Below are 23029 nucleotides of genomic sequence, written 5' to 3'. Positions count from 1 at the left end.
ATCAACGAAGTTCACAACTTTATCAACAATGTTCAATTTATGTTCGCAATTTTCAATTTGAATTGGTTAGTAATCAACAGAAAGATACTGCCAACTAACTTTATACACGAAAGTCGGCGATTTATGAACAAAACTCGTTGGTTTATGAACAAAACACAGTGGTTTATGCACAAACGGCGCTTTATTACAAAATACAGAGGTTCATTCACAACCAATCATTTGCCATAAACAATAAAAAGGGTGTCTCTTAAGTTAAGAGACGTCCCCTTCAATTAGTTTTCTTGCTTTCTTCTATTTTTAAGCCACTTCGCGGGATTCAATTTTTTGCGATAGTTCGTCATTACATCTTTACCCACAAATACTCCACCAATCCAAAACATTGCTTCTCCTAGAATAACTAATAGTGCGATTAGACCAGCTTTTAAGCCGCCGGAAACATGTAAAAAAGGTAAAGTGAAGATTAACAAATATGGAATAAATGAGCCAAATACTAAGTAGTATGGTATTCTTTTCATAAAGTTCTCCTTTCAATTCCTTTCATGAGAATAGCATTAATTATTCAGAAAAGGAAGGGGAAAACTTAATAGATCGTGATAATTTATAACATAATTAGGAGGCCTCAAGATGAATCAGGATGTTGTTCTTGAGCTGAAAAATGTAAATAAGACAATTAAGAATCAAGAGATTATTAAAGATATTAGCTTTGATTTACGTCAGGGCGAGGTTCTAGGTTTATTAGGTCCAAATGGTTCAGGAAAAACGACGACAATGCGAATGATTGTTGGTCTTATGAGTATTACAAGTGGTGAAATTTATATAAAAGGTCATTCAATTAAGGATCATTTTAAAGAATCGATTAAGCATATTGGTGCTATGATTGAAACGCCTGCTTTTTATCCTTTTTATAGTGGGTATAAAAATCTAATGTATTTTTCTCGAATGCTAGAAGGTGTTTCAAAAAAAAGAGTGCTTGAAGTAATTGATTTACTTGGACTTTCAAATGCAATTCATAAAAAGTTTTCAACCTATTCTTTAGGGATGAAGCAGAGATTAGGCATTGCGCAAGCTTTATTACATAATCCTTCGATTTTAATTTTAGATGAACCTACTAATGGATTAGATCCGGCTGGGGTAAGAGAAATTCGTGATTATTTAAAACGTATAGCTGAAGTTGAACAAACGGCAATTTTGCTATCAAGCCATTTATTATCTGAAATAGAATTAATATGTGACCGTTCTATTATTATTCAAAACGGTCAATTTGTTGAGTCAATTGAGTTAAACGATCAAAGTGGTGAGAAGTTATTTATTGAAGTAGTTGTTAAAACTACAATCGATTTTGAAAGTAAATTTACAAAACTAGATAAAAAGTACAAATATGAAATTATGAATAATCAATCATTAATCTTTGAGATTGATGAAGAAGAGATTCCTTCTTTAATGAGAGAGTTAGTAATGGCTGAGGTAGAGATTTATTATGTAACTCGAAAAAAAGAAAGACTAGAAGACTTATTTATTCAATTGACAGGAGGAAATGTCATTGAGTAATTTTATAGGATTAATTGATAACGAACTACGCAAAGTCTTCGTTCAAAAATCATTTATTATTTCGTTAATAATATTATTTATACCAATCATCGTTCTAGGCAGATGGGATTATGTTGAAAAGGTGAGAGGAGCGGATAAGGCTAAAAATTGGAGAACAGAATTAAAAATAGAAAATAAAAAGATCGAAGAAGAGTTGGTAGCGCAAAACCCGTCAGATTTACCATCTCTTGCAAAGGAACAAAAAGAGATGTATGAAATCAACAAGTATCGTCTTAAACATAATATCTCAACGATTCAACAACATACTGTTTTGGACTTTATGAAAAAAGGTGCGGCCATAACGAACTTTATCGGAATCCTTCTTATTTATTTTGCGAGTAATATGATGTCAAAAGAGTATCAATGGAAAACGATTAATTTCTTGCTAGTTAAACCATCAACAAGAAGAATGATTTATTATGCAAAATTTATAAGTTTGGCAATTTTATATTTCATCTTTTCGTTTGCAATCATTATTTACTCTTTTATTATAGGTAGCGCACTCAACGGGCTAAGTTTTAGCACACAACCAGTTTTACAATATGTAAATAACCACGTAGTAGAACAGAGCATTTTACCAAGTTTAATACATGATTATATCATCAATCTACTACCTTACTTATTTTTCGTGGCAGTTGCATATTTCTTGTCAACAGTTTTAAGGACGAGCAGTGTTTCATTATTAATAAGCATAATTCTGCTGTCAACATCGGATGTGATCGCAACATTGTTAAAAGTAAAAGACTGGTCGAAGTTTCTACCATTTATGCATACCGATTTATCAGTTTACACAAATGGCGTCAATATTGAAAATGGGATGAGAATTGAATTCTCTATTACAGTACTAGTCATATATATATTGTTAGTCCTCGTCACTGCTGGTGAAATCTTTAAAAAGAGGGATGTTTAGGGATCAAGAAAGGAAAAAGGATAAGGCATTTGCCTTATCCTATTCTTTTTAACTTATTCATGCTTTACCATTGTTCCATACGGTATGTCGTTGGTAGTGGATGCTTTGTACATAGAGCAAACTTCTAGCTGTGCTGATTTGTTATATTCCCACTTTAGACAGGCGTTTTGGTTGTACTCTGTTGATGAATCTGTTGTGAAAAAAATCGTCGCTAAACTGAAAATGGTAAATCCTCCAATTAGACCTCGCTTAATCTCATCGCCATTTTCTTTTATCCATAGAATAGTTTTGCGCATATGCTCCTCCAAGGGAAAAAATTATTAATAAGTAATTCATTCTATGAACAAAAAGAGTAAGATAATACAAATCAGTAGATAAGTTTAGTTGGAAGAATCTTCTAAAAAAAGCACCATTGCTTAATAGCGCAAAGGTGCTTTTTTTTAGCTGCAATTACTCTTCATCCTGCTTCAATAATCCATATAAGAATAAATTCATAATTTCATCTACTACGTCTTTTTGTTGGATATATTGTGAGGTTGTTGGATCCATATTCATAAAGGCTTGGCTTATAACTTGAATATAGATAAGTAGTGTTTGATTTTGTACTCCGCCCCTAACTAAACCGAGAGATCGTCCTTCATCGATTAGCGAGGTCAACACTTTGAAAGATTTGTTCATTGTAAAGTCTAAAACTAATTCTTGCAGTTCGGGATCTTTCTTCATTAAAGCTGTAAACATTTCCAAATTAATAATATCGAGTCCTTGTTTTTTGCGAATAAATAATTCTTTAATTTTCTCATTAAAAGGGATGTCACTTGAAACGACCTGTTGGTATTCCTCATATTTTTGGTTCATTAATCGAATAATTGTTGCCTTCAAAAGTGCTTCTTTACTGCCATAATAATTGTAGATTGAAACTTGAGATACATTTGCTAATTTGGCAATATCTGCAATTTTTATATCATTTAATGGTAGTGTCAATAGTTCAGTTGTACTTAATTCAATGCTCTCCATTTTCTGCAGAGTTCGTTTTTTATATCCGTCCAATATTTATACCTCCGTCAATATCTATCTAATAGTATATCATGTTTTGAAATATCCTATTAAAAATATTTCAAAATGTATTCTCTTTTGAGAGAATGAGGTATATACTAGTTTTGTAATAATCATATTTAAATATTTCAAAACAATGCAGGAGGTTTATTTTATGTACGCGATTGAAATCAACAATTTAACAAAGACCTACGGCAATTCAAGGGGAATATCGGATATTAGTTTTAATATAGAAGAGGGAGAAATATTTGGTTTTATTGGTCCAAATGGTGCTGGGAAATCAACAACGATTCGAACTTTATTATCTTTAATTTATCCGACTAGTGGTAGTGCAAAAATATTTGGTAAGGACTGTATTCAGTTTGCACCAGAAATAAAAAAAGAAATCGGCTATTTACCTTCTGAAGTTTTTTATTATGACAATATGAAAGTAATGGATTTGTTAAAATACTCAGCTAGTTTTTATAAAAAGGATTGCACGAAGCGAATTAAAGAATTAGCTGAAATTATGGATCTTGATTTAACAAAGAAAATTGATGATTTATCTTTAGGAAATAAAAAGAAGGTGGGGATTGTTCAAGGATTGCTTCACGAACCGAAGTTAATCATATTGGATGAACCGACTAGTGGCCTTGATCCTTTAATGCAACAAAGATTTTTTGACTTACTAGAAGATGAGAATAAAAAGGGAGCTACTATTTTATTCTCATCACATATTTTAAGCGAAGTACAGCGTCTATGTGATCGAGTTGCCATTATTAAGGAAGGTAAAATTGTTACAGTTGAAAAAATCAGTACATTACAAGAAAACAATTACAAACGTTTTAAAATAGATATTCTAAATGCGGTAGATCCAAACTTCTTCAATATGCCAGGTGTAAATAATATAGAGATAAAAGGTAAAACAATCAGCTTTATTTTTAAAGGAAATATAAACAACGTTTTGAGAAAAATAGCAGACATTGAAATTGAAAATCTATGGATTGAAGAGCCTGACCTGGAGGAAATTTTCTTACATTATTATGAAAAGGAGGCCTAATAAGCAATGAACATTTTTTTACACGAATTAAAAGCTTATCGGAAATCCACTTTCATTTGGACGGTTTCTTTAATGGCAATCGTTGTGTTTTTCTTATCTCTTTTTCCAGCTATTGCAAAGGACTATGCAGAGTTTACAAAAGTTTTGGAGGGCTATCCTGAGGGCGTTAGAAAAGCACTTGGAATTGAGATTGAGAGCTTTGGAAATATAGTAGGATTCTATTCGTATGTTTTTGTCTATATTTCACTATGTGGTGCGATACAGGCAATGATTTTAGGTACATCGATTGTGTCAAAAGAAGTACGAGAAAAAACAGCTGATTTTCTTTTAACTAAACCAGTGACCCGAACAAAAGTTATCACTTCTAAGATTTTTGCAGGTGCCGTCTCTTTAGCCATTACAAATATCTTCTATCTTGTAGCAACTATACTTATGGCACAACATGTAAAAACAGCTGATTATAGCAATAAATTAATTATATTACTTTCTATTTCTCTATTTATTGTTCAACTAATATTTTTTGGAATTGGAATACTTGTTTCGGTCGTCTTTTCAAAAATAAAAGCAGTCCTATCAATTTCACTTGCTGTTGTGTTTGCATTTTTTGTTGTTGGAATGGTAGTGGCTACAGATGAAAGTAATGCTAAACGATATTTATCACCGTTTAAATATTTTGAACCAAAGTATATTATTGCTCATTCAAAATTTGAAACTTCATTTTTAATCTTGTCGATCGGTATTATTTTCGTTTCGATCATTGCGAGTTTTGTAATTTATAAGAAAAAGGATGTTCATGCAGTATAAATTTAAAGAAAAGGAGGGATGGAGTTGAATCTATTTTTTAGAGAAATGAAGACATATCGTAAATCTATTATTTTTTGGTGTATTGGGATTGTATTTTTAGTTGGAAGCGGAATGGCAAAATATAAGGCTACTGCATCAAATGGACAAATAACTGAGATTTTTAATCAAATGCCTAAATCTTTACAAGCAATAATGGGATCAGGTGCACTTGATTTATCAAAGGCAAGCGGCTATTTTGGCATATTAGTTTTATATTTATATTTAATGGCAACCATTCACGCCGCCATGTTAGGGGCCAACATAATTGCAAAAGAAGAACGTGATAAAACGGCAGAGTTTTTATTTGCAAAGCCTATTTCAAGAAATAAAGTCATAACGTCTAAATTATTAAGTGCCCTAGTAAACATTCTTATTTTTAATGGTATTACGTGGATATCCAGTGTATTAATAGTAGGGAAGTATAGTAAGGGTGAGGATGTATTCGGTAATATAGCTGTTGTAATGGTCGGTATGTTTATACTACAGCTACTATTTTTAGTAATTGGCTCGGCTATAGCAGCAGTTAATAAAAACGCCAAAAAAGCAGCATCCTATGCAACAGGTATTCTATTAATCACATTTATCTTGTCGATCGCAATTGATTTGGATGATCGGATTGAAGGATTGAAATATATTACGCCATTTAAGTACTTTGAAGCGAAAGATATTATGTATGGTGGAGGATTTGACATTGTTTTTACAACGATCTCAATTGGATTGATCATACTATTAACAGTTATTACTTATGTTTCGTTTAAAAAACGGGATATACATTTATAACGAAAAGTAAATAAATAGTGCCGAAATCTAAGATAGGGATATTTTGGATTTGTTGGCACTTTTTTTATTTAATATTATATTCAGAAAATATTGACATGTATTAATAATCGCAATACCTTTAATATAGTAGGTTATTTATTGCAAGGGGGTAAAACTGGGGGATGTTTCAGCCAACAAAAGAATTTGCAGAATTTCTAGATCAAAAAGATTCTTTATCAATTTATCGTAATGAGTTCTATTTACAGCCTAATACAATCTATTTAGATGGTAATTCTCTAGGGCTTCTTTCTAAAAGAGCCGAACAAAGTTTATTAGATCTATTAGATTCATGGAAAACACTTGCAATCGATGGATGGATGCAAGGTGATCATCCATGGTATTATTTTGCTGAAAAATTAGGAGTATTAAGTGCACCTTTAGTTGGGGCAAAAGAGGATGAAGTGATTGTAACTGGGTCTACGACTTCGAATCTTCACCAATTAATCGCATCTTTTTATGAGCCAAGCGGCCAAAAAACAAAAATTTTAGCAGATGAATTAAATTTTCCATCTGATATTTATGCTATTCAAAGTCAATTAAAATTAAAGGGCTTTGATCCAGAAACACATTTAATCCAGGTGAAGAGTCGCGATGGTCGCACAATTAGTGAAGAAGATATCATTGAAGCAATGACTGAAGAAATTGCATTAATTATTCTTCCTACTGTTTTATATCGAAGTGGACAGTTATTAGATATAGAGCGATTAACAAGTGCTGCTCATGAACGTGGAATTATAATAGGATTTGATGGTTGTCATTCTGTTGGAGCAATTCCTCATCAATTCCATGAATGGGATGTGGATTTTGCTTATTGGTGTAATTATAAATATTTAAATAGCGGACCGGGTGGAGTAGGAAGTTTATTCGTTCACGAAAAGCATTTTGGCACAATGCCTGGATTAGCTGGTTGGTTCGGTTCAAATAAAGAAAAACAGTTTGATATGAAGCATGAATTTACTCCATCGAATACAGTTGGAGCTTATCAAATTGGTACGCCACATGTGTTAAGTATGGCGCCACTTGCTGGCTCACTTGAAATGTATAAAGAAGCTACAATTGATCGAATTCGTGAAAAGTCATTACACAGTACAGCCTATTTAATGAGCTTAATAAATGAAGAATTAAACAATTTTGGTTTTACAATTGGTAATCCACTAGAAGATTCAAAACGAGGTGGACATGTTTGTCTTGAGCATGAAGATGCTGCAAGGATTTGTAAAGCGTTAAAATTAAATGGAATTGTTCCTGACTTTAGAGCACCAAATGTAATCAGACTAGCTCCAATTGCATTTTATACTTCTTATGTGGATGTATGGAATAGTGTACAAATTTTAAAGAAGATCATGGTTGAAAAGCAATACGAGCAGTTTAAAAATCAGCGCGAAATCATTGCTTAGGAGTTGTTTGGAATGTCATTAATCGATATATCAAGAAGATTGCAAAATGGTATGCCTGTATGGCCAGGTGATACAAATTTTTCATTCGAATTAAGCTGGACAAAAGAAGAAAGTGGTTCGGTCAATGTTGGTAAATTGACTTTTAGCGCTCATACAGGCACACATATCGACGCGCCTTTTCATTTTGATGAAAATGGCAAGAGAGTGATCGATTTAGATCCTAATTTATATGTGGGAATCGCAAAAGTAATTGAGTTGATTGAAGTAGACTCTATTAAAAAATCAGATTTAGAAACTTTTAAATTAGATGGCGTGGAACGTTTATTAATTAAAACAAACTCGTGGAAAAATGATAGCGTTTTCCCGGAGAGTATTCCACATATTGAAAAGGAAGCAGCAGAGTATTTGCATACAAAAGGAGTTAAATTAGTTGGGGTTGATGTACCTTCAGTAGACCCACTTGATAGTAAGGAATTAGAAGCACATCATGCTCTTCATCATGCAGGTATTCATATTTTAGAATCAGTTGACCTAAGAGATGTTGCTTCAGGAGAATACGAGCTTATAGCATTACCACTACCTTTAACAGATGCTGACGGTAGTCCGGTACGAGCAGTCTTACGTAAATTAGTTTAGGGAGATATGAAAATGATACAAGAGCAAAAAAAACTGACAGATTACGAGAAATATATTCGCACAGAAGAATTATTAAGTTTACAAAAACCTGATGAAGAATTATTTTGTCCAGATGAATTAACGTTTCAAACAGTTCACCAAATTGCCGAGTTACATTTTAAATTAATCATCCAATCGATTCATTTTGCGGATAAACATATGCGTGCAAAAGAGGTGACAAGAGCAACTCATCACTTACAACGTATTAATAATCACTTAGTACACTTACCAGCAGTTTTTGACATGGTAAAACTAGTAAGTCCAAGTGATTATCACATAATTCGTTTAGCTTTAGGAAGAGGTAGCGGTCAAGACTCTCCTGGATTTAATGAAATTTTAAAATTAGGACCAACACTTTGGCAGCCTTTCAAAGATCTATTAGATGAAAATTTACTGACAACAGTACAATTACACCAAGATGCTACTAAAAACTTTGAGTTATTCCAATTAATGCAAGAGTTAACTTGCTTCGATGAAAGATTCCAATCTTTCCGCAGACAACATATTCAACTTGTACGTCGCATGATTGGTATGAATACAAAGAGCTTAAAAGGAGTACCAGCAGAAGCATTAGAACGTGCTGTTCGCTTCGAATTTTATCCAGAATTATGGCAAACGGTTTGTGATTTAACAGATTTAACTGGATCTAGTTATAATCCAAAGCCATTATAAAGCAGAGAAGGGCAGATTCGATTTTTCGAGTCTGCTTTTTTAATTTGGAATAAATATGGGGCATTTTACGATTAGTTGATAGTAACTCGTGATATCAACAAGAGTTGGGGATAGTTCAACGAAGATTTAGTGATATCAGCAAAAATTGGGGATAAATCGACGAAGAATGGGGTGATATCAGCAAAAATTGGGGATAGATCAACGAAGAATGGGGTGATATCAGCAAAAACCAGTGTTATATCAACAAAAACCAGTGTTATATCAACAAAAACCAATGATATATCAACAAAAACCAACGTTATATCAATAAAGTTCGCAACTTTATCAACAAAGTTCACTTAGTGTTCGCTTTTCTTTTTGTTGTCCACAGTATTTATAAACCCATTGATGAAAGCAGATTCTGCTTTTTCTTTTTACTTAAAATGGAAATTTTGCATTATGGGTAAGATAATGCCATATGATTTTTTATTAGGGCGGGTGAGTTTATGGATAAGGGGCTTCAAAAGCAGTTAGATTTTGCGGCTTTATTGAGTATTGTTTCCTATTTGATTCTTGCGTCGGTGAAAGTGCTTGTTAGTTTTTATACAGATTCTAGTGCTCTTTTAGCTGATGGACTTAATAATGTGACTGATATTGGTGCGACGTTGGCCGTGTTTATTGGGATAAGGATTGCAAGAAAACCAAGAGATTTAGATCATCCATATGGTCATTCAAGAGCAGAACAAATCGCTACTTTAATTGCGTCTTTTATTATGATGTCAGTTGGTTTACAAGTAATCATTGAAAATATTCGGAAGCTATTCGTTGGGGAATATGGGACTCCGAATAAATTAGCTGCTGTAGTTGCATTTGCTTCTGGGATCTTTATGTTTGGTATTTATTTTTATAATAATAAGGTTGCAAAGAAAACGAAGAGTAAGGGGCTTGCGGCTTCAGCTAAAGATAATTTATCTGATGCATTAGTTAGTTTGGGAACGACTATTGGGGTACTCGGAGCTTCATTTGGTTTTCCGATTATTGACCCAATCGTTGCCATTTTAGTGGGTGTTATTATTTGCAAAACTGCATGGGAGATTTTTTATGATTCAACTCTTCTATTAACTGACGGATTTAATCCTGATGAAATGATTTTATTTAGTGAAACCGTTGATCAAGTACCAGGTGTACATAAAGTAGTTGATCTAAGAGCGAGAATGTACGGAAATACAACGATTGCAGACGTAGTAATTGAGGTGGATGGCGGTATTGATGTGAGTAAAAGTCACAATATAACGGACCAAATCGAAATGATTCTACAAGAACAGCACGGGATTCATTATACACATATTCATGTAGAGCCAAAGAGCAGTTTAAAGGGAAGAGATGGAGTAAGGGAATAGGAAAAGACTTTTATTCTTTTCCAATCCCCTTACTCCATCTTAATTCATATCTTGTTTAACAAATACAATGAAAGAGATTAGTAATGCTAATAGTCCCCAAATGGATAAGTTCATTAGGGAGAAGTGCATGTTTAATCCTTCTATGGAAGGAAGCTGGCCAGCTAGGTAGTCGGTTAGTCCGAGATTTACACTAAAAAAGTATTTTGCTCCTGACCAAGATGTAGCCAGACCACTAAGGACACTACCCGTAATTAGTGCTGCTAGCATAATGCCCATTGCAGCGGGTGTAGTTCGGACTAATACTGATACCATAAATGATAGCGTTCCAATTATAATGCATACGAACCATGCAAGTCCAAAGGCCATGATAATGTATTGCCATTGTGGAATCAGTTGAACTGAATCTGTTATTAGCTGATTATTTTTGATGACAAATCCTGTTAGCACAGGGACGGTCCAGCCTTTAAAACTGAATACAAATCCTGAAGCAATATACGCCATTACACCGTATAAGACTAGAAGAAAAGAGATTAATAAACAGATTGATATATATTTACTAAGCAAGACCTTCCATCTTTTAATAGGACGAGTTAACAGTATTTTTATCGTACCGTCGCTTCGCTCTCCAGATATAATATCAATCGTAATGACCATAACCAGTAAAGGTAGGAGTAGCCATCCAATACTTTGTTCAATTAGTTTACGTATAAATGTAGGCGCACCAGGAGTTGTTGGATTTATATCATTATCCAAATAATATTGTTCTTGATCGATTTGAACTTTTAGCCAACTTTTCCATTCATCAGGAATTCCGGTTGAGTTTAATCTATTTTGCTGGTCGACTATTTTTTGTTGAAGTGATACTTTCCAATTATCCGTTCCGAGTCTTTTTATTGTTTCTTCCGTTTGCTGCAATTGAGCATAAACAAAAATTGGAATGAGTACTGCTAAAATGATAAAAATAACAAGTATTCTTCTTTTCCTTACCATTTTTTCAATTTCATTAAAGACGAGTCTAACTAGCTCAGCCACGAACTTCGCCTCCTGTCATTTCCATAAATAAATCCTCTAATGTATCGGACATCGTTTTAACTCCGTTAACCTGAATGTCTTCAGCTACGAAATGTTGAATAATCTCGTTAATTTTTAAAGGTGACATTCGGCAAAGAATGAGGTCATCTTTTACGTTTATATCTTGAATTGTAGAATCCTTTTTTAATAAATCTATTGCTTTTTGTGTTGGAGAGACTCGCCATTCAACACGTTCAGCCGCTTCTTTTACTAAATCTTTTACAGTAGAGACTCTAACCATTTTTCCTTTATTAATAATTCCTACTCGATCACAGATCATTTCAATTTCACTCAATAAATGACTTGAAATAAATACGCTTATATTTTGCTCTTTGACTAGCATATGAATAAATTCGCGTAATTCACGAATACCAGCCGGATCTAAACCATTTGTCGGTTCATCTAATATAAGAAGCTTTGGTCTTCCAAGTAAGGCTTGGGCAATACCGAGCCTTTGTTTCATTCCTAATGAATACGTCTTTACTTTTTCGTGAATTCTTTCGCTCAATTTCACGAGATTTACGACTTCGATGATCTTTTTATCATCTTTAATCCCTAACATTCTTGCAGATTGATTTAAGTTTTCCCATCCAGTTAAATAGCCATATAATTCGGGATTCTCTACAATACATCCAATTTGTTTCATTGCTTCTTTGAAGTGCGTATTAACGGGAAATCCAGCAATTTCAATCGTACCTTTTGATGGTGCTATTAGACCGACTAACATACGAATAGTTGTTGTTTTACCAGCTCCATTTGGACCAAGAAAACCAAATACTTCACCTTCGTAAACTTCAAATGAAATTTGGTCAACTAGTACTTTACCTTTAATGCTTTTTGAAACGCCTTCTAATTTAAGTACTTTATTCATTAGACTCACCTCGAAACTGACTTCCGATTTTACTAGTTAAACGATTTGCCATTTCTATATAACCGTCTTTGTTTGGATGAAAATGGTCAGTGTATAAATATTGATCTTCTTCGTTATAAAATAAATCAAATGTTGGAATTACGTAAGCATTTTTAACTTGAAGAGTTGCTAACTCAAGTAGATTATTCCATCTATAAACGAAGCTTGAAGATGCATCGAGACCTTGAACATTATGAAACGGATTATAATAACCAAAAGCATAAATAGACGCATTTGGATTTTGTTGATGTATTATTTTAAAAATCGAATTTAAATTATTTTGAAATGTTTTTTCATCAGGTCGATACGTTTTTAAAAATTGTTCATTCATTTGATTCGCACCTGGAAATAAATCATTGCTACCAATGGAAAGAACGACTATATTTGCAGTGCTTAGTGTTTCTTGAATATTTTTTTTCTTTAAATCATGAAGTAAATCTGATGTTTTTGCACCACTAACAGCTAAATTCGATATAGACGTGGACTGTTTGTACTCTTTTTGAAGATCGTTTTTTAATCTCCCTACATAGCCTGTCCCTTCATCGTCACCAACTCCTCGAGTAAGTGAGTCACCTAATGCAACGATCTTTAGTTGATCGCTTTTATGTACGTTATCATCATCTTTCTTCTTTTGATTATTGCTTGCAATTAGTTTGCCTTTTTGCGGATTTAGAACAGTATAAGCACCTTTTGCAAAGCCGTAAGCTAATAAAAAGAAACAAAGTAAAGAAATGAACATAATGAATCGAACAAATTTATTGTATTTCAATTTTCACACCACCAGAAAAGGAAATATTTTCATTTATTAATCATTATTACCATATTAAATTTAGAATTGCACGAAAAAACCTGCCTTCTAAAAATGAAGACAGGTAGACACACTTTATGAAGCGCGTTTTAATTCTTTTACTTCTAATTTTTTTTCATTGTTTAAGAAGTAATAAGCCATTCCGACACCTACAGAACCACCTATAATATTACCGAATGTAACTGGGATTAAATTATGCAGTACATCACCAAATGTAAACGTCACTTCATGTGGTAAAATATATGATAATACAAAGACAGCAATATTTGCGATACTATGTTCATAACCAGAGAAGAAGAAAGCAAATACTAATAAGAAGATCAGCAATATTTTCGCAAGATCATCTTTAAATCTAGTTGGTAAGAAACAAGCAAGACAAACAAGCCAGTTACATAAAACACCTTTAAAAAATAAGTGGAAAAATGATGCATGAATTTTATGGTCAACTACACCATTTAAAAAATGATCAGCAGGGAAATCTTTCGCTAAACCAGTTAAATAATATATAAATGCAAAAAAAAGCGCACCAATAATATTGCCTGAGTAACATGCAATCCAATTTTTTACTAAATCAAGTTTAGACGTTTTTTTAGCTAATGTTGAGAAAGTAAAATACATAGTATTACTAGTAAATAATTCCCCACCACCGTAAATAATCATAATTAATGCTGTAGCGAAAACGAATGGATATGCTATAGATGAAAATGGCGAATCCTGTAATCTAAATAATTCAGCTAATTTTAAACAGACAATCAAAATAAAGCTTATATAAATTGAGGCTAATGCAGCACGAGTTAAATATTTAATTAAGCTTTGATCTAATATTTTCTTTTTTTTAAGAGCTAAATCGATACAATATTGGATACTATCTCGTTCCAATTGGTTTCACTCCCTATGGGTTCTTTAAACACATTCATAGTATACAAATAAAAAATGATTAAAAGTTTGTGAAACTGTGAACAAATTATGAAAAGTAAAATTGAATACATCAATGCAATATTATCTACGAAAATAACCATTCTTTATTATTTTTACTTTACAATTGTAAATAATCGTCTTAGTACTGGTCGAAGATATACTATAATTTTAAGGAAAACAAATATGAGTTTGAAGACAAGAAGGGATCGTAATTAATAAAAATTACTATTCAGTTTTAAGTTGCGGGTAAAGACTATTTTATGGGAAGGTGATTTTGATGGAAAATGAGTTTGAAGCAAAATTTGATGCATTACTAAAAAAATACACAGAATTGTTATTAGGGGATTGGTCAGAGGAAAAGCAAGCAAAAGTCGAGAAGTGGGTTATGTACACATACATATCTAAATCAATGCCTGCTTTAGTAAAGCACTGGAATGATACGTACCCACAAGCAAAAGATGAAGTCGTTAATTTAATAAAAGAAATTAAAACATTAAATGATCAGCATAGAGAGGCTATGGCTAATAAAAACAAGCAATAATACTTATCCATAATTTTCAAAGATGACGGCATCAATAAATTATGATAATATAATTTTAAGTAAGGGTATACAATTTTCAATAAACAAAATTCGACAAATTATTAAATAATTGTTTTAACAAATTTCATAAGATGATACATTAATATTATATAGAGAGAAAAGTTAAGATTAATTCTGGGGGTAGAGTAATGGAACAAGTTATGAAGAATGCTTTTTTATTTATGTCTAAAAATAAGTTTTTAACTAAAATGGCTAAGAAATATGGCCTAAGATTTGGTGCAGGGCGTTTTGTTGCAGGCGAAACAATCGATTTAGCTACAAAAGTTATTAAGGACTTAAATAAAAAGAATTTAAAAGTAACAATTGATTATCTTGGTGAATTCGTAGACACTGTTGAGGAAGCAAATGAAATGGCTACTTCTTGTATTGAAGCAATTGAAGCGATTGGTAAAGAGAAATTAAATTCTCAATGCTCGCTAAAAATGACTTCAATGGGTCTTGATATTTCGGACGAGCTAGTATTAGCGAATATGCGTCGTATTTTAGAGGCAGCTAAAAAGAATGGCGTATTTGTTACAATCGATATGGAAGATTTCTCTCGTTGTGAAAAAACGATTCGTATCTTTAAACAATTAAAATCTGAGTACGATAATATTGGAACGGTTATTCAAGCTTATTTATACAGAACTGAAAGCGACATTACAGATCTAAACAGTTTAAACCCAAATTTACGTTTAGTAAAAGGGGCTTATAAAGAGCCTGCTGAAGTAGCATTCCCAGAGAAAAAAGATGTGGATGAAAACTTCAAAAAAATCATTAAAATGCACTTGTTAAACGGTAACTTTACTGCAATTGCTTCTCATGATGAAGCAATGATTGAATACACAAAACAATTAGTAAAAGAGCATAATATTCCAAATGAACAATTTGAGTTCCAAATGTTATACGGAATTCGTACAGAGCGTCAATTAGAGCTTGTTAAAGAAGGATATAACATGCGAGTTTATGTTCCTTATGGTACTGACTGGTATGGATACTTCATGCGTCGCTTAGCAGAGCGTCCTGCAAACGTAGCATTCGTATTAAAAGGTATGTTCAGTAAATAATTTTAAAATTAAAGGCTAACTAAAAAGGATTGAGTGAGGATCCTTTTTAGTCAGCCTTTTTCTCTTTATTTACAGGATTTTTTTGTGAAAAGTAAGTTATTAGTAAAACAACATTATTCATATAATTGCTAAAATCATAATTGTCCTAGTTTTGCTATTAAGTTTTTTAGTGAAAAAGTTTACTGCCCCATGTTTTTTTTACCGTACTGTTGATTGTTACTTTGTCTTCCTTTTTCTTGCCCTTGATCTCCATGACTCGCATTACCTTGAACACTTGCTGCACTAACTCCACCCTTTGATGGGTTTCTTTCACGTTTCATTTCTTATCACCTCCATTTCTTAGACTAACCTAATTAAATAAACTTATTAGTAAAAAATGGTTTTAGATGAAAAAAATAAAGGAAAAGGAAAATGGTTTAAGGTCGAGAAAAAGACTTTAAACTAAATTGTAAAATTTTATTAATTTGAACTTTTTGTTTATTGCGAAAAATGAGAATTTATCATATAGTGAAAGAAGAGGTGCTCATTTGCTACGGATTGTTCTATCTTGAAAGTGAATGAGTATTCATTCAAGAAACGAGGAGGAGAAATGCATATGATCCAAAGAATTAAAAAAGCCGCTGTACTCGGCTCTGGTGTGATGGGATCTGGTATCGCTGCACACTTGGCAAATATAGGTATTCCAACATTACTACTTGATATTGTACCAAGAGAACTATCTGAGGAAGATGCTGCTAAAGGTCTTACTACAGACTCCATAGAATTCCGTAATCGATTTAGTCAAACGGCTATTCAGAAATTATTGAAACAAAAGCCAGCTCCTCTTGCATCAAAGAAAAACTTATCATTAATTCAAGCGGGTAACTTTGAAGACGATATGAGTCGTTTAAATGAAGTTGACTGGATTATTGAAGTAGTTGTTGAAAATTTAGCAATTAAAAAACAAGTATTGGCTAAGGTAGATGCATTTCGCAAACCTGGTTCAATCGTAAGTTCAAACACATCTGGTATTTCCATTGAAGCAATGTCTGAAGACTGTTCAGATGACTTCAAAAAACATTTCTTAGGCACTCACTTTTTTAACCCACCACGTTATTTAAAATTATTAGAAGTTATTCCTACTAAACATACATCTGAAGAAGTACTTACATTTATGAAAGCTTTTGGAGAAGACGTCTTAGGGAAAGGCGTTGTATTAGCAAAAGATACTCCTAACTTTATTGGAAACCGTATCGGAACATATGGATTACTTGTAACTGTACAAGAAATGCTAAAAGGCGGATACAGTGTTGGAGAAGTTGACTCTATTACTGGTCCAATGATTGGGCGTCCTTCTAGTGCAACATTCCGTACATTGGATGTAGTTGGATTAGATACATTCATCCACGTTGCAAACAATGTATATGACCTTGTAGAAGGCGAAGAGAAGGAAGTATTTAAAGTTCCTGAATTTATGAAAGAAATGGCAAATCGTAAATGGCTTGGAAGCAAGTCAGGGCAAGGATTTTTCTTAAAGCAAGGTAAAGAGATTTTAGAATTAGATCCAAGCACATTTGAATATGGGGAAAGAAAAAGCTTGCGTACGCCATCAACTGAAAGTATTAAACAAGTTAAGGGCTTAGCCAATAAATTGAAAGCGCTTGTATATGCTGATGATCGTGCAGGTAATTTCTTATGGAGCATCATTAGCCCGGTGTTAGTATACTCTGCTGAATTGTCTGGTGAAATTTCTGATAACATCGTCGGAATTGACCAAGCAATGAAATGGGGATTTGGTTGGGACTTAGGACCGTTTGAAATTTGGGATGCAATTGGTGTATCTAAATCAGTTGTACGAATGGAGAGCGAAGGTTTAACTGTCCCAAATTGGGTTAAGAGTATGATCGATAATGGCAACGAAACTTTCTACAAGCAAGACAACGGAGTTACTAGCTTCTATCACAATGAAAAGTATGAAGAACTAGTAAGAAATGATAAAGAAGTTAAGTTAAGCGTCTTAAAGGAGCAAGGTCGAATTATTAAACAAAATTCTGGAGCAAGTTTAATTGACCTTGGAGATGGAGTTGCTTGTTTAGAATTCCATACGAAGAGCAATGCAATTGGTATGGATATTACGCAAATGGTTAACTTTGCAGTTGATGAGGTTTCCAAAAATTATAAGGGCTTAGTGATTGGTAACCAATCTAAGAATTTCTGCGTTGGTGCTAATTTAGCCATGATCTTAATGGAAGCACAAGATGACAACTACTTTGAAATTGAAATGGTTGTGAAAGCATTCCAACAGGCAATGATGAAAATTAAATACTCTGATAAGCCTGTAGTAGTTGCTCCTTATGGAATGTCATTAGGCGGCGGTGCTGAGATTTGTTTACCAGCTGCTAGTGTAGTAGCGTCAGCTGAAACTTATATGGGGTTAGTAGAAGTTGGAGTAGGCTTAATCCCAGGCGGTGGCGGTAGTAAAGAGCTTTATATTAAACAATTAAAAGAGTTCCCAGAAGGAGTTCAATTTGACCTACAAGCCCTTGCTAATCGAGTATTTGAGACGGTTGCAATGGCAAAAGTTTCTACTTCTGCTCAAGAAGCATTTGAAAATGGTTTCTTAAACCATAATGACCGTAAAGTGTTTAATGCAGATCATTTAATTTATGAAGCAAAGCAACGTGTACTTGAGTTATATGAAGGTGGATATAGTGCACCTATTCGCGAAAAAGTACCTGTAGTTGGTGAATCTGGTTATGCCACTTTATTAGCTGGTGCAAATTCTATGTATTACTCTGGCTATATAAGTGAGCATGATTTAACAATTGCTAAAAAACTAGCGTACGTAATTGCAGGTGGTAAAGTACCATTTGGAACGCTTGTAGATGAAGAGTATTTATTAAATATAGAGCGTGAAGCATTTATAAGTTTAATTTCTGAAATGAAATCCCAAGCACGTATGCAACATATGCTTGTTAAAGGAAAACCGTTACGTAATTAATGGGAGATGGAGGGAAGAACATGAGAGAAGCTGTTATTGTAGCGGGTGCAAGAACACCTGTAGGTAAATCGAAAAAAGGATCACTAGCAACGGTTCGTCCAGATGATCTAGGGGCATTAGTTGTAAAGGAAACATTAAAACGCGCAGGAAATTATGATGGTCCAATCGACGATATTATTTTTGGTTGCTCTTCACCAGAGGCTGAGCAAGGATTTAATATGGCACGAAACATTGGTGCATTAGCGGGATTATCACATTCAGTGCCTGGAATTACAGTTAACCGTTATTGTTCTTCTGGCCTACAAAGTATTGCTTTTGCTAGTGAACGTATTATGTTAGGTCACTCTGAGGCTATTATTGCAGGCGGAGCAGAATCAATGAGCTTACTTCCAATGGGAGGGCATGTTGCTCGTTTAAATAGTAGATTAGTAGAAAATGCACCTGAATATTATATGGGAATGGGCCATACTGCAGAGCAAGTTGCTAATCGATATGGTATTTCGAGAGAAGATCAAGATGCTTTTGCAGTACGCAGTCATCAGCGTGCGGCAGCTGCTATTAAAGAAGGCCGTTTTGTTGACGAAATCGTTCCAGTTGATGTAACTCTTCGTTCAGTAAACTCGAATCATAAATTAGAAGAAAAGCATTTCACTTTCTCTCAAGACGAAGGTGTTCGAGAAGGGACTTCTTCTGAAGTATTAGCTAAATTAAGACCGGCATTTAATGTGAGAGGTTCTGTGACAGCAGGAAATTCTTCACAAACAAGTGATGGTGCAGCTGCAGTATTAGTAATGGACCGTGAAAAAGCGGAGGCTGAAGGGTTAAGCCCGCTATTAAAATTCCGATCTTTTGCAGTAGCTGGAGTAGCTCCTGAAGTTATGGGGATTGGGCCAGTTGAAGCAATTCCAAAAGCGCTAAAATTAGCAGGATTAAGCATATCTGATATCGGCTTATTTGAACTTAACGAAGCATTTGCTTCTCAATCAATTCAAATTATTCGTCATTTAGGACTTGATGAGAACCGAGTAAACGTAAATGGAGGAGCTATTGCTTTAGGTCATCCACTTGGCTGTACTGGTACTAAATTAACTTTATCATTATTACATGAGATGAAGCGTCGTGGTGAGCAGTTCGGTATTGTTACGATGTGTGTAGGTGGCGGAATGGGTGCTGCTGGAGTATTTGAATTAATTTAATCGATCGGTGTTAATAGATTGCTAAAATAGGTTTTCAAATAATTACTTAATTAAATAGGAGGAGTTATTGATGGAAAAAACAATTGGTGATTTACTTAAAGGCGGAAGCTTCTTAACGAATGAAGTGACATTTGATAAAGTTTTTACTCCTGAGGATTTTTCAGATGAGCATAAATTAATTGCGAAAACAACTGAAGAGTTTGTCATTAATGAAGTATTACCTGAGTTAGAGTATTTAGAGCAACATGAATTTGACCGCACAGTAAGATTGTTAAAACAAGCAGGTGAGCTTGGACTATTAGCTGCGGATGTACCTGAAGAGTATGGTGGAATTGCATTAGACAAAGTTAGCTCTGCATTAATAACTGAAAAAATTTCCCGCGCTGGCGGCTTCTCACTTTCTCAAGGAGCTCACGTTGGAATTGGAACACTTCCTATCGTATTATTTGGAAATCATGATCAAAAGCAAAAATATTTACCTGGTTTAGCATCAGGCGAGAAATTTGCTGCTTACGCATTAACTGAACCAGGTTCGGGGTCAGATGCATTAGGAGCTAAGACTGTTGCTAAATTAAATGCTGAAGGAACTCACTATATTTTAAATGGTGAAAAACAATGGATTACAAACTCAGCTTTTGCAGATGTATTTGTTGTTTATGCAAAAATTGATGGAGAGCACTTCTCAGCATTCATTGTTGAAAGAGAATTTGAAGGTGTTTCAACTGGCCCAGAAGAAAAGAAAATGGGTATTAAATCTTCTTCTACTCGCACATTGATATTAGAGGATGTCAAAGTTCCAGTAGAAAACCTTTTAGGTGAAATTGGAAAAGGTCACGTTATTGCATTTAATATTTTAAATATTGGTCGCTATAAATTGGCTGTAGGTACAGTTGGTGGTTCAAAACGTGCTTTAGAATTATCAGCAATCTATGCGAATCAACGTCAACAATTCAAAACGCCAATTGCTAAATTTAGTTTAATTCAAGAAAAATTAGCAAGTATGGCTACAAAAATTTATGCGAGTGAAAGCTCAGCATATCGTACTGTCGGACTTTTTGAAGACCGCTTCAGTCAATTAACAGAGGAGCAAGCGAAAGATCCTAAAGCAGTTGCAGCAGCTGTGGCTGAGTACGCTATTGAATGTTCATTAAACAAATTCTTCTGTTCAGAAGTATTAGACTATGTAGCTGATGAAGGCGTACAAATCCATGGTGGATATGGTTTCATGGCTGAATACGAAATTGAGAGAATTTACCGTGATTCACGTATTAATCGAATTTTTGAAGGTACAAATGAAATTAATCGTTTAATTGTACCAAGTACTTTCCTTCGAAAAGCAATGAAGGGAGAACTACCATTACTTCAACAAGCACAACAAATTCAAGAAGAATTAATGATGTTAATGCCATCAGAAGTTGGGGATGCGCCGTTAGAGCAAGAAAAATATCTAGTACGTAATGCAAAGAAAATTGCGATTATGATCGCAGGTTTAGCAGTTCAAAAATTCGGTAAAGCATTAAGTAATGAACAGGAAATTCTAGTCAATATTGCAGATATCGTTAGCAATGTATACGCAATGGAATCGACAGTTCTACGTACTGAAAAGGCAATTAATAAAGTAGGGCTTGAAAAATCAAATCAAAAATTACTTTATACTCAAGTATTCTGCCAAGAAGCATTTAACGAAATCGAAGCACATGCTAAAGAAACACTTGTAGCTGTTGAGTCTGGAGATACTTTACGAATGATGACTTCAGCACTTCGTAAGTTTACACGCCACACGCCAATTAATGTAATTGCGAAAAAGCGTGAAATTGCAGCTATTGTATTAGACGAGGAACGTTATACTGTATAATTTAAAAAAACTGCTGATTTTAGATCGGCAGTTTTTTTCTTTAATTTAATTCGTTTAAAAGGATAAAATTCCCATGAATTGTGCCATACTAGTATAAGTTGAGTTATATTTAAGTGATTAGTCGAAGGTTTTGGGGAATTGCTATGGTATTTTAGAATAATATATGATTTTTGTTAGAAAATGTATCAAAACACGAACGTTCTACTAGTGTAGAGTGAATATTATGCTATAATATTGGTGTACGACAAATTATTACAGAATTTTCGAACGGAAGTATTTTAACTCGCTTATTCCCTGTGATAAAATAGAATTTGGGAGGAGTTGCTAAATGAGTATCATTTTTTATACATATCCAAAATGTGGAACTTGTCGAAAAGCTGCTTCATGGCTAAAAGAACATAATATTACAGTAGAAGCAATTGATATTACATTAAATCCACCTTCAAAGGAATTACTTGCTGATATTTATAAAGCAAGTGGACTTTCTATAAATAAATTATTTAATACAAGTGGCGTTAAATATCGTGAGCTTGGATTGAAGGATGTTATTCCAACAAAAACTGAGGACGAGCTATTAGAACTACTAAGTTCCGATGGTAAATTAATTAAAAGACCTCTAGTTTTTAATGGAGATCAAGCAACAGTTGGTTTTAATGAAGAAGTATTTGAAAAAGTTTGGTTATAAAATAACTATAAAATTTAAGGTAATTAATCAGAGGAGGATTTCACAATGTCAATTCCAAATGAACTACGTTATTCAGAAGAACATGAGTGGGTAAAAGTTGAAGGTAATAAATACTATATCGGTATTACTCATTTTGCTCAATCAGAGCTTGGAGATATCGTATTTGTTGAGCTACCAGAAGTAGGCGACGATCTTACTATCAATGAGCCATTCGGTAGCGTTGAGTCTGTAAAAACAGTATCTGAACTTTATGCTCCAATCAGCGGTAAAGTAATTGAAGTAAATGCTGATTTAGATGAAAATCCTGAATTCGTAAACGAATCTCCTTACGAAAAAGCATGGATGGTAGTTGTTGAAGCTACAAACGCTTCTGAACTTGATGAGTTAATGACTGCTGGTCAATACGAAGAAATGATTAACCAAGACTAATTATCTTACATTAAGCGTCCTTTTGGGGCGCTTTTTATTTATAGAAATTTCATTGATAAAACATCAAGACAAGTTGGATGATTCAGAGCGGCGTTATACTAGGCAGTAATTAGAATCGCAAACAGTTGAAGTAACGAAGAACGCGTGCGTTTGCCA

The 23029-nt window shown here is 33.7% G+C and carries 24 protein-coding genes; 16 read left to right on the top strand and 8 right to left on the bottom strand.

Translation table 11 applies throughout. The features are described from left to right. Positions 1–272: 272 nt before the first annotated feature. Complete coding sequence (locus CN692_RS07965) at positions 273–515, bottom strand: transporter suffix domain-containing protein (RefSeq protein WP_098118633.1); 243 nt, start codon at positions 513–515, stop codon at positions 273–275. A 109-nt stretch (positions 516–624) separates the two neighbouring features. On the opposite strand from CN692_RS07965, the gene CN692_RS07960 reads away from it, so the two are divergent. Next, the gene (locus CN692_RS07960; RefSeq protein WP_098118632.1) at positions 625–1548 is read left to right on the top strand and encodes an ABC transporter ATP-binding protein; all 924 of its coding nucleotides are present in this window, start codon (positions 625–627) and stop codon (positions 1546–1548) included. After that, entirely contained in the window at positions 1541–2497 is a 957-nt protein-coding gene (locus CN692_RS07955; protein ID WP_179865497.1) for an ABC transporter permease, read from the top strand. Before CN692_RS07960 ends, CN692_RS07955 begins: the two co-directional genes overlap by 8 nt. Before the next feature lie 53 nt (positions 2498–2550). Here the strand turns inward: CN692_RS07955 and CN692_RS07950 are convergent, their stop codons facing one another. Further along, a complete protein-coding gene (locus CN692_RS07950; protein WP_098118630.1) occupies positions 2551–2793 on the bottom strand; it encodes a hypothetical protein in 243 nt (80 codons plus the stop codon). A 154-nt stretch (positions 2794–2947) separates the two neighbouring features. Further along, on the bottom strand, positions 2948–3544 hold the full coding sequence (locus CN692_RS07945) for a TetR/AcrR family transcriptional regulator (RefSeq protein WP_098118629.1): 597 nt from the start codon (positions 3542–3544) through the stop codon (positions 2948–2950). A 160-nt stretch (positions 3545–3704) separates the two neighbouring features. On the opposite strand from CN692_RS07945, the gene CN692_RS07940 reads away from it, so the two are divergent. The 7 genes from CN692_RS07940 (at position 3705) to CN692_RS07910 (ending at position 10374) form a co-directional block, all read left to right on the top strand. Next, the gene (locus CN692_RS07940) at positions 3705–4589 is read left to right on the top strand and encodes an ABC transporter ATP-binding protein (protein WP_098118628.1); all 885 of its coding nucleotides are present in this window, start codon (positions 3705–3707) and stop codon (positions 4587–4589) included. A gap of 6 nt (positions 4590–4595) precedes the next feature. Continuing rightward, complete coding sequence (locus tag CN692_RS07935) at positions 4596–5393, top strand: ABC transporter permease subunit (RefSeq protein ID WP_098118627.1); 798 nt, start codon at positions 4596–4598, stop codon at positions 5391–5393. Between the two features lie 24 nt (positions 5394–5417). Next, the gene (locus CN692_RS07930) at positions 5418–6212 is read left to right on the top strand and encodes an ABC transporter permease subunit (protein WP_098118626.1); all 795 of its coding nucleotides are present in this window, start codon (positions 5418–5420) and stop codon (positions 6210–6212) included. A gap of 161 nt (positions 6213–6373) precedes the next feature. Continuing rightward, positions 6374–7648: a kynureninase gene (kynU, locus tag CN692_RS07925; RefSeq protein WP_098118625.1), complete on the top strand. Its 1275-nt coding sequence runs from the start codon at positions 6374–6376 to the stop codon at positions 7646–7648. 12 nt (positions 7649–7660) lie between these two features. Beyond that, positions 7661–8284 carry an arylformamidase gene (gene kynB, locus CN692_RS07920; RefSeq protein WP_098118624.1) on the top strand — a complete coding sequence of 208 codons (624 nt, stop codon included), beginning with the start codon at positions 7661–7663 and terminating at the stop codon, positions 8282–8284. Between the two features lie 12 nt (positions 8285–8296). Next, on the top strand, positions 8297–8995 hold the full coding sequence (locus tag CN692_RS07915; RefSeq protein ID WP_098118623.1) for a tryptophan 2,3-dioxygenase family protein: 699 nt from the start codon (positions 8297–8299) through the stop codon (positions 8993–8995). A 485-nt stretch (positions 8996–9480) separates the two neighbouring features. Further along, on the top strand, positions 9481–10374 hold the full coding sequence (locus CN692_RS07910; RefSeq protein WP_098118622.1) for a cation diffusion facilitator family transporter: 894 nt from the start codon (positions 9481–9483) through the stop codon (positions 10372–10374). A gap of 39 nt (positions 10375–10413) precedes the next feature. Here the strand turns inward: CN692_RS07910 and CN692_RS07905 are convergent, their stop codons facing one another. The 4 genes from CN692_RS07905 to CN692_RS07890 all read right to left on the bottom strand — a co-directional run bounded on the left by CN692_RS07905 (position 10414) and on the right by CN692_RS07890 (position 14042). Continuing rightward, positions 10414–11373: an ABC transporter permease gene (locus tag CN692_RS07905; RefSeq protein WP_257131659.1), complete on the bottom strand. Its 960-nt coding sequence runs from the start codon at positions 11371–11373 to the stop codon at positions 10414–10416. A 25-nt stretch (positions 11374–11398) separates the two neighbouring features. Further along, positions 11399–12316, bottom strand: a complete 918-nt coding sequence (locus CN692_RS07900; protein ID WP_098118621.1) for an ABC transporter ATP-binding protein — start codon at positions 12314–12316, stop codon at positions 11399–11401. Continuing rightward, on the bottom strand, positions 12309–13124 hold the full coding sequence (locus CN692_RS07895; protein WP_098118620.1) for a GDSL-type esterase/lipase family protein: 816 nt from the start codon (positions 13122–13124) through the stop codon (positions 12309–12311). Before CN692_RS07895 ends, CN692_RS07900 begins: the two co-directional genes overlap by 8 nt. A 114-nt stretch (positions 13125–13238) precedes the next feature. Continuing rightward, positions 13239–14042: a formate/nitrite transporter family protein gene (locus tag CN692_RS07890; RefSeq protein ID WP_098118619.1), complete on the bottom strand. Its 804-nt coding sequence runs from the start codon at positions 14040–14042 to the stop codon at positions 13239–13241. A gap of 316 nt (positions 14043–14358) precedes the next feature. On the opposite strand from CN692_RS07890, the gene CN692_RS07885 reads away from it, so the two are divergent. Both CN692_RS07885 and CN692_RS07880 read left to right on the top strand, forming a co-directional pair. Beyond that, entirely contained in the window at positions 14359–14622 is a 264-nt protein-coding gene (locus CN692_RS07885) for a DUF2573 family protein (protein ID WP_097976287.1), read from the top strand. A gap of 188 nt (positions 14623–14810) precedes the next feature. After that, entirely contained in the window at positions 14811–15728 is a 918-nt protein-coding gene (locus tag CN692_RS07880; RefSeq protein ID WP_098118618.1) for a proline dehydrogenase family protein, read from the top strand. A 179-nt stretch (positions 15729–15907) separates the two neighbouring features. Here CN692_RS07880 and CN692_RS07875 read toward each other — a convergent pair whose 3' ends face one another. Next, positions 15908–16048 (bottom strand): YuzL family protein, encoded by a 141-nt coding sequence (locus tag CN692_RS07875; protein ID WP_098118617.1) that lies wholly within the window; start codon positions 16046–16048, stop codon positions 15908–15910. A 278-nt stretch (positions 16049–16326) separates the two neighbouring features. Between CN692_RS07875 and CN692_RS07870 the strand changes: the two genes are divergently transcribed. From CN692_RS07870 to gcvH, 5 genes are all read left to right on the top strand, one after another. Further along, complete coding sequence (locus CN692_RS07870) at positions 16327–18708, top strand: 3-hydroxyacyl-CoA dehydrogenase/enoyl-CoA hydratase family protein (protein ID WP_179874408.1); 2382 nt, start codon at positions 16327–16329, stop codon at positions 18706–18708. Positions 18709–18728: 20 nt separating this feature from the next. Continuing rightward, complete coding sequence (locus CN692_RS07865) at positions 18729–19904, top strand: acetyl-CoA C-acetyltransferase (protein WP_098118615.1); 1176 nt, start codon at positions 18729–18731, stop codon at positions 19902–19904. A gap of 70 nt (positions 19905–19974) precedes the next feature. Then, complete coding sequence (locus CN692_RS07860; RefSeq protein ID WP_098118614.1) at positions 19975–21759, top strand: acyl-CoA dehydrogenase family protein; 1785 nt, start codon at positions 19975–19977, stop codon at positions 21757–21759. A gap of 328 nt (positions 21760–22087) precedes the next feature. After that, complete coding sequence (locus CN692_RS07855; RefSeq protein ID WP_098118613.1) at positions 22088–22444, top strand: arsenate reductase family protein; 357 nt, start codon at positions 22088–22090, stop codon at positions 22442–22444. A gap of 45 nt (positions 22445–22489) precedes the next feature. Continuing rightward, entirely contained in the window at positions 22490–22873 is a 384-nt protein-coding gene (gene gcvH, locus CN692_RS07850; protein WP_098118612.1) for a glycine cleavage system protein GcvH, read from the top strand. Positions 22874–23029 lie beyond the last annotated feature (156 nt).

Origin of the sequence: Bacillus sp. AFS002410 (assembly GCF_002556365.1) — a bacterium.
In the GTDB taxonomy this organism is placed as follows: domain Bacteria; phylum Bacillota; class Bacilli; order Bacillales; family Bacillaceae_G; genus Gottfriedia.
The sequence above is the reverse complement of the archived record's forward strand: the minus strand, read 5'-3'. Positions and strand labels throughout refer to the sequence as shown.

Coding starts and splice junctions, on each gene's coding strand:
- CN692_RS07965 (WP_098118633.1), bottom strand. CDS start 515: ATGAAAAGAATACCATACTACTTAGTATTTGGCTCATTTATTCCATAT.
- CN692_RS07960 (WP_098118632.1), top strand. CDS start 625: ATGAATCAGGATGTTGTTCTTGAGCTGAAAAATGTAAATAAGACAATT.
- CN692_RS07950 (WP_098118630.1), bottom strand. CDS start 2,793: ATGCGCAAAACTATTCTATGGATAAAAGAAAATGGCGATGAGATTAAG.
- CN692_RS07940 (WP_098118628.1), top strand. CDS start 3,705: ATGTACGCGATTGAAATCAACAATTTAACAAAGACCTACGGCAATTCA.
- CN692_RS07935 (WP_098118627.1), top strand. CDS start 4,596: ATGAACATTTTTTTACACGAATTAAAAGCTTATCGGAAATCCACTTTC.
- kynU (WP_098118625.1), top strand. CDS start 6,374: ATGTTTCAGCCAACAAAAGAATTTGCAGAATTTCTAGATCAAAAAGAT.
- kynB (WP_098118624.1), top strand. CDS start 7,661: ATGTCATTAATCGATATATCAAGAAGATTGCAAAATGGTATGCCTGTA.
- CN692_RS07915 (WP_098118623.1), top strand. CDS start 8,297: ATGATACAAGAGCAAAAAAAACTGACAGATTACGAGAAATATATTCGC.
- CN692_RS07910 (WP_098118622.1), top strand. CDS start 9,481: ATGGATAAGGGGCTTCAAAAGCAGTTAGATTTTGCGGCTTTATTGAGT.
- CN692_RS07900 (WP_098118621.1), bottom strand. CDS start 12,316: ATGAATAAAGTACTTAAATTAGAAGGCGTTTCAAAAAGCATTAAAGGT.
- CN692_RS07885 (WP_097976287.1), top strand. CDS start 14,359: ATGGAAAATGAGTTTGAAGCAAAATTTGATGCATTACTAAAAAAATAC.
- CN692_RS07880 (WP_098118618.1), top strand. CDS start 14,811: ATGGAACAAGTTATGAAGAATGCTTTTTTATTTATGTCTAAAAATAAG.
- CN692_RS07875 (WP_098118617.1), bottom strand. CDS start 16,048: ATGAAACGTGAAAGAAACCCATCAAAGGGTGGAGTTAGTGCAGCAAGT.
- CN692_RS07865 (WP_098118615.1), top strand. CDS start 18,729: ATGAGAGAAGCTGTTATTGTAGCGGGTGCAAGAACACCTGTAGGTAAA.
- CN692_RS07860 (WP_098118614.1), top strand. CDS start 19,975: ATGGAAAAAACAATTGGTGATTTACTTAAAGGCGGAAGCTTCTTAACG.
- CN692_RS07855 (WP_098118613.1), top strand. CDS start 22,088: ATGAGTATCATTTTTTATACATATCCAAAATGTGGAACTTGTCGAAAA.
- gcvH (WP_098118612.1), top strand. CDS start 22,490: ATGTCAATTCCAAATGAACTACGTTATTCAGAAGAACATGAGTGGGTA.